Annotated in this window: 9 protein-coding genes; 5 read left to right on the forward strand and 4 right to left on the reverse strand. The window is 59.3% G+C overall.

Annotated features, from left to right (window positions below; translation table 11 throughout):
• Positions 1-28 precede the first annotated feature (28 nt).
• Positions 29-1,036, reverse strand: coding sequence for a phosphate ABC transporter substrate-binding protein PstS (gene pstS / locus BLW03_RS05620; RefSeq protein WP_074652733.1), 1,008 nt, complete (start codon positions 1,034-1,036; stop codon positions 29-31).
• Between the two features lie 169 nt (positions 1,037-1,205).
• A complete protein-coding gene (locus tag BLW03_RS05625) occupies positions 1,206-3,116 on the reverse strand; it encodes a hypothetical protein (RefSeq protein WP_074652734.1) in 1,911 nt (636 codons plus the stop codon).
• 316 nt (positions 3,117-3,432) lie between these two features.
• On the opposite strand from BLW03_RS05625, the gene BLW03_RS05630 reads away from it, so the two are divergent.
• The 4 genes from BLW03_RS05630 to BLW03_RS05645 all read left to right on the forward strand — a co-directional run bounded on the left by BLW03_RS05630 (position 3,433) and on the right by BLW03_RS05645 (position 10,090).
• A complete protein-coding gene (locus BLW03_RS05630; RefSeq protein ID WP_074652735.1) occupies positions 3,433-6,756 on the forward strand; it encodes a TonB-dependent receptor in 3,324 nt (1,107 codons plus the stop codon).
• 268 nt (positions 6,757-7,024) lie between these two features.
• Positions 7,025-8,065, forward strand: coding sequence for a PhoH family protein (locus BLW03_RS05635; RefSeq protein ID WP_074655792.1), 1,041 nt, complete (start codon positions 7,025-7,027; stop codon positions 8,063-8,065).
• 73 nt (positions 8,066-8,138) lie between these two features.
• Positions 8,139-8,792 carry an rRNA maturation RNase YbeY gene (gene ybeY / locus BLW03_RS05640; RefSeq protein ID WP_074652736.1) on the forward strand — a complete coding sequence of 218 codons (654 nt, stop codon included), beginning with the start codon at positions 8,139-8,141 and terminating at the stop codon, positions 8,790-8,792.
• Positions 8,789-10,090: a hemolysin family protein gene (locus BLW03_RS05645; RefSeq protein ID WP_074652737.1), complete on the forward strand. Its 1,302-nt coding sequence runs from the start codon at positions 8,789-8,791 to the stop codon at positions 10,088-10,090. Before ybeY ends, BLW03_RS05645 begins: the two co-directional genes overlap by 4 nt.
• Positions 10,091-10,161: 71 nt before the next feature.
• Here the strand turns inward: BLW03_RS05645 and BLW03_RS05650 are convergent, their stop codons facing one another.
• Positions 10,162-10,629, reverse strand: coding sequence for a cupin domain-containing protein (locus tag BLW03_RS05650; protein ID WP_083350350.1), 468 nt, complete (start codon positions 10,627-10,629; stop codon positions 10,162-10,164).
• Positions 10,630-10,761: 132 nt separating this feature from the next.
• Between BLW03_RS05650 and era the strand changes: the two genes are divergently transcribed.
• Positions 10,762-11,841 (forward strand): GTPase Era, encoded by a 1,080-nt coding sequence (gene era, locus BLW03_RS05655; protein ID WP_074652739.1) that lies wholly within the window; start codon positions 10,762-10,764, stop codon positions 11,839-11,841.
• Positions 11,842-11,913: 72 nt separating this feature from the next.
• Here the strand turns inward: era and BLW03_RS05660 are convergent, their stop codons facing one another.
• Positions 11,914-12,963: a DUF535 family protein gene (locus BLW03_RS05660; RefSeq protein ID WP_074652740.1), complete on the reverse strand. Its 1,050-nt coding sequence runs from the start codon at positions 12,961-12,963 to the stop codon at positions 11,914-11,916.
• Between the last annotated feature and the right edge of the window lie 34 nt (positions 12,964-12,997).

Here is a 12,997-nt window from a genome sequence, read left to right on the forward strand (position 1 = left end):
GCAGGCCGGGGAACGTGAGTAAAACGTTCTATTTCAGGTAGTTGATCGCGCCGGACACCTTCATGGCCACCGACGTGGGCAGGGGGGCATACGAAAGGCCCACAGCCTCGGATTCGCCGTGCTCGATCATCCACTTCAGGAAGTCACGCAGGATTTCACCCTTCTTCGGATCGGCTGACTTGGTCGGGATCAGCAGCCAGGTGAACGAAGAGACAGGGTAAGAATCTGCACCAGGGGCGTTTGTGATCGACACGCGGAAGTCGTTTGGCATGCTCTTGGCAGCGCCAGCGGCAGCGGCCGAAACCGTCTCCGGCGAAGCTTTGACGAACTTGCCTGCAGGGTTCTTCACCGTTCCGAAGTTCATCTTGTTCTGCAGCGCGTAAATCAGCTCGACGTAGCCGAAGGAATACGGGCTGTTGCGCACCATGCCAGCGATGCCTTCATTGCCCTTTTGACCGATACCCACCGTCCAGCGGACCGAGGTTGCCTTGCCGATACGGCTCTGAAAGTCCGTTGAGCTCTTCGACAGGAAGTCCGTCCAAATGTAGGTGGTGCCCGAACCGTCCGAACGGTAGACCGGCAGAATCTGGTGGTCCGGCAGGTTCACACCGGGATTGATGGCGGCGATGCGGCCATCTTTCCAGTTCGTGATCTTGCCCAGGTAGATGTCCGCAATGATGTCGCCGGAGAACTTCAGTTCGCCAATACCGGGCAGGTTATACGTCGGCACGACCGCACCCATCACGGTGGGGATGTGAAAGAGCTTTACCTTCGCAGAATTCATCTGCTCGTCGGTCATCGGGCCGTCAGTCGCGCCGAAGTCAACAATGCCGTCACCCGCCTGGCGAATACCAGCGCCCGAACCGACCGACTGGTAGTTGATCGTCACACCGGGATGGCTGGCCGAATACTCGCTGAACCACTTGGAGTAGATGGGGTTAGGAAAGGTGGCGCCCGCGCCGTTCAACTGCTGTGCACCGGCAAAGCCGGTCAGCAGGGCTGCGCCGACAATCGCGGAAAGAACCTTGATCTTCATTCGGGACGTTCTCCTGATGCTGCTGATCAGCAGCCTACAACTGGTGGTACTGCAACGCCATTGTTACGTCACTGTGTGACGGCGCGATGAAAGGAAACGCTGTCTTCGGACAAAATGAATGAGAGGAGCGGACGCGGCCCCTCTCATTCACCGTCTGAAACGCCGCGGTCTACGGGATGTAGTAACGCATGCCCATGTGGAACATGTTGTCCAGCGCGCGCGGTCCGGTTGTCGTCAAGCCTGCAGTTGTCGCAGTGCCTGACCACAGATTGCGCTGCAGGTAGGAGTAGGTCGCCGAATACTGCAGACGGCCAAACTTCGGACTGCTTGCCAAGCGGTAGGTGAAGCCCAGCATGCCTTCCTGGATGTAACGGGTCGGAGCTGCGCAGCTGACAGCCGAGAGAGAGCCGGCCGTTCCGCTGCCGTTGCCGGTGTTCGTCGGCAGAGCGTAGCAACCCGAATTATTCAGGTTACGCGGACCATAGCCGATCAAAGCACCCTGCGGCGTGGTGTACACCGTGCGCTGCGCATATTCGCCGCCGTAGTAGGCGAAGACGTCCAGCTTCGCCGTGGGATGGGTCTCCAGGCTGAACATGCCGTGGTAGTTGCGGATCGGTTCAAGAGTCATGTCCGGGCGCAGTGTTGCATCGGCAAGCTGCGAGGAGCCGTAGCGGCCGACACCCTGACCACCCATCGCTTGCACCGCCACGTCAACATACTTGTTCAGCGTCACACGCGCGCTACCGAAAATGCCGCCGGCCGAAGCCGTGTGCGTTGCCATTGTCATGCTGTAGGTGTACGTCGGAGCGGCTGCGGTTCCGGTGTAAGCAGTGATTGGGAAGTAATCATCACGCAGGAAGCGGCCGAGACCACCCAATTCGAAGTGAGCATGCGTGAAGTCGAGCGCGCCCTTCACGATCACGTCCGGAGCGACGTTGTTCGCATAGGTCGTGATAGCGCCCGTCCCGGCCGTGTTGCCGGCGCCGATGTTTCCGGCAGCGTTGTACAGACCGCCATTCTGACCGATACCGCCGAAGTAGAAGCCGGTCGGGATGGTGCCCGCTGCAGTGAAGTTGGTGATCTGTGCCTGTTCGACCGCCATGGCGGCGGTGAACATACCCGTCTTTGGGGTGCCCCAGCGTTGCTGCAGGCGAAGGCCCGGCTGGCGCGTCCATGAGAAGCCGACCATGTACTGCGAATCGATGGTGTTCGGCAGCTTCTCCGTGCGGTTGTTCGTGCTTAGACCGTCTTCCGTGACCAGCGACCACATCTGGCCACCCGTCACGCCAAAGCCGCCGCGCTCAGCCTTACCCCAGAACTGGCGCTGGCGAAGAACATAGCTATCCGACTGGTTGTTGTTCGACGAGGTGCCGGTACCCAGGAAGTCCGCTTCGAAGTAACCCGACAGCTTGTACTTGCCGGCATTGCCCTCGACCAGGGCACCGATACGGCTCTGGCGACCGGAGAAATTCAGTTCACTGGTGTGACCTTCATTCGCACTGGGGAACGGGATCGAGTTGAAGGGAGTGTTGATGTCGGAGTTCACCGAACGCTGGCGCCAGACGCCTTCAAACGCGAAGAAGGCAACCGGCGTGATGGTCACGCCTTTGTAGTGGATTGCCGTCGGAGACTGAACCTCGTCTTCAATCCGAGCCTGATTGGCGATCACAGTCTCCTGCAGGCCCTGATCGGTGGCCTTGACCTGATCGACCGAGGTGGCGAGCGTGTCAGCCTTGATGGTTGCGGCCTGTGCAGCGGTAAGCGCCTGCTGTGCTGCTGCGGTGGCAGAGGCTGCCTGCGTCTGCGCATCGTTGACGCTCTGCTGGGCGGTCTGTACCTGCTGGTCGCGTGCGGAGAGTTGCGCCTTCATCGCATCAATCTGCGCCTGCTGTGCGTCCAGCTTCTCGCGCATCTCGCGCAGCATGATTGTCTCTGCGCTCTCCTTCTTCTTGAGAGGAGCCTTTCGCGCGGTGCGCTTGGTCGTCGTCTTCTTGGCCGAAGTGCTCGTCTGCCCGTGGGAGGGAGCGGAAACCAGCGTCGACGCAATCATCATCGCGCCCAGTGTGGTAAGTCGTTTCATCGTTCCTCATACGGAAATGGCTAAGGCGGTCAGATGACGGCAATCGTTTGCCGCACCTGGAAAGCGCCTTGCAGTTGTGTCCGTTGGATTCATGCTCGTCCGGCTACATGAACAGAAGAAGAATGGCGGATGAAGGGAGTATGTCTACCGACGACATATGACGCCGAGACTCGGATGCCGAAATGGCAGTAATAGATGCCATACCACGCCACAAAAACGCCGTAACTTGACATATAACGCCATAAGGCGACTTCTGTAACTGGGTATTCATGCTCTTGTAAGCTGCCCTCAACATGAGGCTCAGAAGCTGAGAGGCATGATCCCACGCCGATTTTCTACTTCTTCTCTGCAACTCGCGGCGATCGCCTGCCTGTCGGCTGGCGCACTCTCAGCCCAGACCTCGACAGCTCGTCTGACCGGAACTGTGAACGATCCGAGTGGGGCCTCCGTGGCGAACGCCACTGTCGTCATAACCAACGAGACAACGGGCCAGGTCCGAACCGTAACAACGAATGCAAACGGGCTTTTCATCGCAGTCTCATTGCCGCCCGCGCCCTACGATATTCGCGTCTCCGGCGACGGCTTCTCGTCGATTGAACAGAAGAATGTGACACTGGCGGTCGGCCAGGAACTCACGATGGATCTGACCCTGCCTTTGGCTGGCGCGGAGACGAGCGTCACAGTCAACGCCGGATCCATCATCGATCTGGATACATCTTCCGCGCGCATCGGAGGAAACGTTCCGACCCGCGAGATTCAGCAGCTCCCCATCAATGGACGGCAGATCTCACAGCTCTACCTGCTGACCCCGGGCGCGACCAACACGGGCAGCGGACAGTTTGGCGACATCCGCTTCTCCGGTCGCGCGGTCGAACAGAACATCATCCGTCTGGACGGCATTGAATCAACCAGCATCATCGACACGACACCCGGCAACCTGAACGGCGAGCTTGCATCGCTCTTCCGCTTGCAGCAGTCGCTTGAGGCTGTTCAGGAGTTCCGTGTGGACTCCTCAAACTACCCCGCAGAGCTTGGCACCGGCACTGGCGGACAGATCAGCTTTGTGACGAAGTCCGGCGGCAACCGGCTGCACGGATCAGCGTTCGAGTACGTCCGCAACGATTTCTTCGACGCGCGAAACTACTTCAACCGCCGCACGGCCACGCCCACCGCAATTGTCACGAACTCCCCCAAGTTCCGTCTGAATCAGTTCGGGGGATCGGTCGGTGGTCCACTTATCAAGGACAAACTGTTCGTCGCTGCCGTGTACGAGGGTCTGCGCCAGACATGGGCCGTGCCGTACAGCTCCACGACGCTCAGTGCCGCGCAACGCGCCTTGGTCACTAACCCGCAGCTCACTCCGCTGCTGGCCGCTTTTCCCATCGCGAACAACGGTGCGGCTGGTGTCATCAGCGTTGGCCAGAATCGCTTGCAGGAAGACTTCGGACACATCCGCTTCGACTATCGGCTCAATGATCGATTCAGCATGTATGCCCGTTACAACCGCGATCAGGGCACCTCGCGCCAGATCCAGGACGCGTCCTTGAGTGCCTTCGGACAGGTAGAAGTCCCTCAGAACGGCGTTCTCGCGGTCAACCAGGTGTGGACGCCGCGGCTCTTCAATGAAACGAAGTTCGGCTACAACGGCATCAAGATGCGCGTACAGGGCATCGCAGGCGCCAGCCCCAACGCGAACCTGAGCGCGGCACGCATTTCCATCGCAGGCATCACCAACGTGGGCGCGCTCATCTCGCTCTCCAGTTCGTTTAATGGCGTAGGCGCTCCGTACACGGGCCAGAGCTACTCGTACATCGACAATCTGAGTTATGTCGTCGGCAACCACAATTTGAAATTCGGAGCGGAGATTCGTCCGCTGTCGCTCTACAACGACCAGATCGGCGGCACGACCTATACCTACAACAGCTTCGCCAACTTCCAGAACAACGTTCCGGACAGTATTGCGTTCTACGGCAACCTGAGCGATCTGAGCCCTTTCACCGGCCTCAGCGGTAATGCCAAGGTGAAGCAGTCGTATTACATCGGCTACGCGCAGGATGAGTGGAAGGCGACGCCGAATCTCACTGTGAGCTATGGCCTGCGCTATGAGTTCTATTCGCCGCTGCATGAAGCTCGAAACAAGGATGTGTTCTTCGACATGAACGTCGGGAATATTGTCACGAAGTACTCGGGAGACTGGTTCAAGAGCACGCAGAACTTTGGACCCCGGTTGGGTATCACGTATGCTCCCGCTGCATTGCACAACAACACTGTCGTCCGTGTCGGTGGTGGCTGGTACTTTGGACCGGGCCAGACGGAAGATCAGATTCAGCCGGAGGCGAATGACCGCGTGACGCGCACCTTTACCAACACCGGCGGCGTGGCGACTTCGGGCAAGGTCTATCCCATCAACCCGGTCAGCGATGTCTATGCGAACTACGACATCAACAGCACCACGCTGGGCTACCAGCCGCGTGCGTACGCACCGAACTACAAGGTGCCGGAGAAGATCGTCAGCTACACCGCCAGCGTTCAACAGCAATTGCCCGGCGGCATGCAGATGATGATCGGTTACGTCGGGTCTACCGGACGCAATCTCTTTCTGCGCTCCATCACGAACCTGATCACGAACGTGACCACCAATGCGGCCACCGGCGCGGGCACGGCTGTTCGGCAGTATGGCGGACGCTTCGCAGAGATCGACTACAAGACAAGTGGCGGCGTCGATCAATATCACGCACTGCAGACCTCATTGCAGCGCCGCTTCACGCGGGGCGTTTCCCTCGGCGCGCAATATACCTGGGCAAAGGAACTCGGTACGTCTTCAGGATCGAACGAAGCTACGACCTCACAGGCTCCCCTGCAAATCTATGGCCAGGCTCCTGAATACGGCCGCGGCATCAATGATGTCCGTCACAGCCTCAACATGACGGCGCTCTTCGATATGCCCTTTGGCAAAGGAAAGCGGTACGACCTGGGCGGCCTCGGCAACACTGTGGCCGGTGGATGGCAGATTGGTAGCATCGTGAACTTCCGCAGCGGCGTGCCGATTGATGTTTTGATCACGCGTCCTGACGTGGTCTATGTCGGCAACGCCGGCACAGCCTACGCGGGCCAGGTCTTCAGCAGCCCGGTGCTTGCTGGCACGGCAGTTCAGACGACCGCTGTCATCAACACTCCTGGCGGCGGCAACACAAGGAACATCCGTCGTCCCAACCGCGTCGCTGGGGTGAATCCCTACTTGAAGAATGGTATCCAGTACCTGAACCCAGCGGCCTTCTCTACACCGGCTCCAGGCACCTTCGGCAACCAGCGTCGTAACGATCTGAGCGGTCCGAACCTTGCCCAGATCGACATGACACTCTCCAAGGAATTCGTCTTCACGGAGCGTCTGCGGTTCAAGTTCACCGCCGATGCCTTCAACGTTCTGAATCACGCGAACTTCGCAAACCCTGGAACCGTTCGTCTGCCGCAGTCGATTCCGACCGCACCCGGCGCCGCAAATACCATTCAGCCCGGTACCCCATTTTCGCTGGCCTCCAGCGGCATTGGCACCTTTGGGCAGTACACGGCGACCGTCGGGAACCAGGTCGGTTTGGGCGCGCAGCGTCAGATTCAGCTCTCGGGAAGGCTTAGCTTCTAACTCAAATCTGCAGCATTCCTTTCAGGGGCCGAAGCCTTCGGGTTTCGGCCCTCTTTTTCCGCATTTGTTTCCTTGACGACCGTCTTTCCGGGAGCTATTCTCTGCGCAAGTCGAGCTGATTTGGTGACCTTCGCCATCCCGCCACTGGTTCCGTCCGTTACCGCGAACATTTGCGCCGTAGCGTGCCACAGGAATCGCTCGGCCTCTTACCTCCGTCTAAAACTTAACGGTTGTCAACGCACCCCCGCCCCATGGAGGCATGCCCCAGTTGGTTAAAAGCTCGCTCGAAATCACGCCCAATACGGAAGCATTGTTCGGTCTTCGCGATGAGAACCTGCGGTTGATGGAGAGAGAACTTGGTGTCACGATCGATCTTCGATCGCACGGCATGGTGGTACAAGGGGAACAAGACGCAGTCGAGCTGGTTGAACGCATCTTCTCGGACTTCGACGGCCTGCGCCGCAGCGGCGTACAACTGGCCGGACCAGAGCTTCATGCACTCGTCAAGCTCGCGATTGCCGATCCGGCGTCAAGCCTGAAATCCCTGGTCGACAGCGGCCGCCAGCGCACCGCAACTGGCGTGAAGCGCATGGTCAATCCACGTTCGCCTAACCAGAAAAAGTACGTCGAGGCCATTGAGCAGAATGACATGACCTTCGGCATCGGCCCTGCCGGCACTGGCAAGACCTACCTGGCTGTCGCCATGGCAGCTTCCGCGCTGATGGCAAAAAAGGTGGAGCGCATCATCCTCGTCCGTCCTGCCGTCGAGGCGGGCGAACGGCTGGGCTTCCTGCCGGGATCACTGCAGGAGAAGGTTGATCCGTATCTTCGGCCTCTGTACGACGCGCTCTACGACCTGCTGGACAAGGCGCGTGTCGACAACTTCCTGGAAAAGGGCATCATTGAAGTCGCACCGCTTGCCTTCATGCGCGGACGCACGCTGTCCAACGCCTTCATCATCATGGACGAGGCGCAGAACACGACCCAGGAACAGATGAAGATGTTCGTCACGCGCCTCGGCATGAATTCGCGAGCGGTCATTACGGGCGATCTCACGCAGATCGACCTGCCCAACCCAAAACGCAGCGGCCTGCTGGAGGCGCTGACCGTCCTCAATGGTGTGGAAGGCGTTGGCTTCTGCCACTTTGAGGACAAGGACGTGGTCCGTCACAACCTCGTACAGCGCATCGTGCGCGCCTACGACTCGCACCAGAAGGAGCAGCAGCTTTCCCTTGGACTGGTCGAGCCTGCTATCGATGGCGCCGTTCCAGCCAACCCACGTCAGCCTCCCGTACGCAAAACTCAGTAGATCGAAGCGCCACAAGGTAGCATCACAGGAGAGAACTTCAACGTTCTCTCCTGTTTTGTTTTAGCGAGGCTGATTGATCGTCATCGAACCTCCCAGTAGCGGCACCGGCGCCGCAGCCTTCACTGCACTGCGCAAGCCGGAACTTGCACGCTTCCTCAAGCGCGCTCAGAAGTCCGCCGGACTGAGCGGCGAGGTCACCGTGTTGCTCGCTGACGATGCGCGCTTGAAGGATCTGAACCAGACCTTTCGGCGCAAGAACAAGCCGACCGATGTACTCAGCTTTCCGGCCTTCGAAAACACCGAGGGGATTGCGGGCGACCTGGCCGTCTCGGTTGAGACAGCCGCGCGTCAGGCCGCTGAGCATGGACACACGCTGGACGAAGAGCTTCGCATCCTGATCCTGCATGGCGTGCTGCACCTCGCCGGCCACGATCACGAAGTCGACAAGGGCGAGATGCGTTCGCTGGAAAGTGATCTTCGCGCAGAACTGAAACTACCCGCCGGCCTGATCGAACGCACGCTCCTAGCCCCAAAGAAGTTGAAGGTCATCGAGAAATCTACATCGCTTCAGGATCAGGGGCTCCCGGGCCTTAAGGAAACACCCAGGAAGCGGGTGCCCCACGTCTCGACTCTGAGACGTGGGATCAAGTCCGCTGCGAATGCCACAGGCACGGCGAAGAAGTCCGCCACAAAGAAAGCAGCTACTAAGAAGAGGTCCGCACGATGAACTTCCTCTCCGTGCTCTTGATCGCGGGACTGCTCTTCGTCCTGACGGTGGCGTCTTACGCAGATCGCGTCTATTCGGAGATGGGCAAGTTTCTTGCTCGCGAGTACCAGGACAACCTGGATGCGTGGGTTGATGGTATCGAGCCTCGCTTCGGCCTCTCACGCGACTCCGTGGCCTTGTCCGCCTCAATCCTGCGACAGACGTCGCTTGCTTCGATCGCACTCATCCTCGGCGTGCGGCGCTTCACCTCCGCCACGAACAGCACCTGGGTGCTTTATGCGGAAACACTCGCCGAACTCGCGTTGATCATCATCCTGTTCGATCGCATGCTGCCGCAGGTGCTTTTCGCACGCACACGCGGCGAGTGGGTCTCGCGCATTCGCTACGTGCTGCAGGCACTCTTCTATATCGTGCTGCCGATCACGCTCTTCCTTGGCCTGCTCCTCTCCATCGCTTCGCTTGCCGAGCACGACAGCGAGGCCACGGAAGACCATCCCGATGAAGGCGTCGACGCGCTGCTGGAAGCGGGTGAGGAAGAAGGCATCCTGGAAGAAAGCGATCGTGCTCTCGTCCGCAGCGTGGTCGAATTCGGCGACATGGTGGTGCGCGAGGTCATGACGCCACGGCCTGAAATGTTCGCCGTACACGACACCATGACCCTCGCAGAGTTCACCACGGTTCTTCAAGGCAACGCGTTTTCGCGCGTGCCCGTGTACCACGGCACCGTTGATGAGATTACCGGCATTGCCTTCGCCCACGATCTGCTCCAGGTCGCCGATACGGACGCGGGTAACCTCACAGTACGGGAGATGCAGCGTCCCGCCGCGTTTGTCCCCGAACCCAAGAAGGTCAACGAACTCCTCCGCGAGATGCAGAGCGAGAAACAGCACATGCGCATCGTCATTGATGAGTACGGCACTGTCGCGGGCCTGGTCACCATCGAAGACCTCATCGAAGCCATCGTCGGCAACATCGAGGACGAGCATGACGAAGACACCGAAGCTATCCGTGAGGACGACGGCGCCTACATCGTCCCTGGCAGCATGGACGTGACCCACCTGCGCGATCTGCTCTCGAAGGCCAACGACGAGGACGAGCGTGAGCCGCTCCGTCTGCGCACGGATCTCGAAGCCAGCACGGTCGGCGGCCTTGTCTCGGAACTCGCCGGCCATATTCCACTACCCGGCGAAGTCATCGAAGCGGACGGCCTGCACATTGACGTGCTTTCCGCGACGTCGCGACTGGTGACACGCGTCCGCGTACGAACGCTGCCACCCCCCGACCCTAGCGAAGACTAAGACCTACACGCAGATTAGGGTGCTGCACGGATCGCGTGCTCCACAGATTCGGGTGCTTACGCGTCGGGCTTCTAGGCTTCTTTCAACAGCTCGGTCTTAAACTTCGGCGCCAGCTCGCCTGCCCTCTTGAGGAAGACCTGCATCTCCTCCGGAGTTGGCTCAGGTGGTGGCGTCGTCCGCGTGGCAACCGGTACACCGATCTGCGCAAAGAACTCCTCCAGTCCGGCCGGCACGCACATGCAGAGAAGCCGCACGTTCCCATCCGAAGCATTGTGAAACATGTGCGGTGCGTTCGCCGGAATGTGCACGGTCTGCCCGGTCTTCACCGTCGACTTTTCGCCACGGAAGGTCGCAACCATCTCGCCCTCCAATAGAACGAACGTCTCCTCAAAATCGTGCCGGTGCAGCGCTGGGCCGCCGCCCGGCGGAATATGCATATCGATCAGGCAGAACTTCCCTGCAGTGTCCTTGCCCGAAAGCAGCACCGTGTAGGTGTCGCCCACAAGGCCAATGTGCTGCAGACCGGGCGCGTCCGCCATCACGATCGCGAGCGTTCTTGCCAGGTCATCCGGCGGCAGGATGGCGTCAGTCAGTCGTTTGTCTCCACAATCACGAGTCTCCTGCGAGCAAGGATACTCGGAACGCTGTGCTGCGCGGCATACACTAGACGGATGGCACTTCGTTCTGGATTCGTTTCGATCATTGGCCGGCCCAACGCCGGTAAGTCCACGCTGTTAAATGCACTGCTGGGCGAGAAGCTGGCGATCGTGACGCACAAGGCCCAGACCACGCGCACACGCATTCTCGGCGTTCTGGAACAACCCGCAAAACCGAAGTCCAAGACGCAGCCTGCGCTACCGGCCGCCCAGGTCATCCTGGTCGACACACCCGGCGTACACAAGCCATCGTCGCAGCTCGACAAGCGCATGATGCAGGAGGTTCACGACGCCCTCGAAGGTCGCGATGTCATCCTCTTCCTCGTTGACGCAACGCACCGTATCCATGAGCCGAAGCCGCGCATCGAGGGCAAGTCGCCCACGCCCGGCGAGGACAAGCGCGCACTTTCTGCTGCTGAAGACGCCTTCGCTCTAAGCCTGCTGCGCAATGTCACATGCCCGGTCATGCTCGTCTTCAACAAGATCGACCTGGTGAAGCGCGAGGACCTGCTGCCGCTGATCACACACTGGTCCACGAAACATGACTTCGCCGAGACGATCCTGATCTCTGCCGCGAAGAAAGATGGTCTCGACACCCTGCTGGATAAGGTCGTCGAGCGCCTGCCTGCGGGCGAACGTTACTTCCCGGAAGACCAGCTCACGGACCAGCCCATGCGCTTCCTGGCGGCTGAGTTGATTCGCGAAAAGATACTGCTCTATACCGGCGAAGAAGTTCCCTACGCTTCCGCAGTGGTCATTGAGAAGTGGGAAGAACCCGGTCCGCAACGTAAGCCGCGCTCGACCGACAAGCTTCCGCCCAAGCTGCCCGTGACAAAGATCGCAGCGGCCATCTTCGTCGAGCGCGAAGGACAAAAGGCCATCCTGATCGGCAAGCAAGGCACCATGCTGAAGCAGATTGGCACCGCCGCGCGCAAGGAGATTGAGGCTCTGCTGGACACCCGAGTCTTCCTCGAACTCTTCGTGAAGGTCAAGGATGACTGGCGCTCCAAGCGGGGCTTCGTGGACGAGCTCGACTGGCGTCGCCAGCTTGAATCGCTAAGCGAGCAGCAGAACAAAAAGCCTGTTGAAGATTAGATCGGGAGCCCATTCCATCAACGGTTCCTGGCTTAGAGAAGACCATTTCGTCGGTTTCGACGATAGCGGCGACTAAATGGGGCTCTCGGTTGCTGAGGCTTGCCGCACCTCTGGGTTGTCGTGGATTAGTCGGATCTTAGCGGTATGTTCTCCCACGATGCGAGCCCGAAAGAAATCGTGACACGCATCCCTTACCGCTAGTTTGGTCGCGCGTTTTTCTTTCGTCCTGAGCTTATGTCCCGTCTTAATGCTCGTCATCGGCTTTTCGGGGATCGGGATCACGCTCACAAGAAATCCTGCGGCGTTCTTTTCAATGCCAAGCTCTCCCAGGAACTCTTCATAGTTTCGGTGCAGCCGATCCGCCACTTCCTCACGATAGGCGTTCTGCTGGTGCGAACTGACGCTGGCGAGAACCTCGATGCCGAGTGACATGGCAATCCCTTGCATCGCCGCCAGCAGCAGCGCGTTCGGAGCGACATCTGCCAGCACCTTCCGTGCCAGCTTGATCTCCGAGTAACAACCGGCAACGCCCTGCATGCGAGAGATAAGCATAATCTCCCCCGCTTCGGAACCTGCCACTGCGCCGGGAACGACGGTGAACGAAAGAAGGAACACGGTCTTCCCTTCTACACACAGCTTGATGTCCAGTTCCCCCTCTTTGTCGTGGAGAGGCCTGGTCTGACCGATCGTTATGCTGATGTGAGCATTCTCGTCTGTGGTTTCGAACAACGTGACCTGCCCCAGCATGAGCTGCCGCACCAGGTCGGTCGGTAGAGTGCCTTGCAATCGACGGTGATGATGCAGAAAACATCGGGCGCCAACTCCCACTGTGAATCCACGCACGAGGTAATCCGGCGTCAGGCAACGAACTACCAGCCGGGGGTTGGTACGCAAGGCCTCAAAGAACGGCTCTTTACGGAGGAGCTTGAAGATCTCCGGGAAGGTCCGGAGATTTGCAATTGCGTTTACGAGAACAATCGAAGATCGGCGGAACGTGCCTTTTCGCTGAATGAGGCTCGCGATCACCCCAAAGAAGGATCTGTTATCCGGCAGGTGTCGCTTCTCTGAGCCTGGATCCGGGCGTTCGTCTTTTCGTTCGCCTTGCATCATCGTTCGGTGCATGTGCCCGCCTGCGGCGTTTAGTATAGTTCGGCGA

The organism is Terriglobus roseus, assembly GCF_900105625.1.
Taxonomy (GTDB): domain Bacteria; phylum Acidobacteriota; class Terriglobia; order Terriglobales; family Acidobacteriaceae; genus Terriglobus; species Terriglobus roseus_B.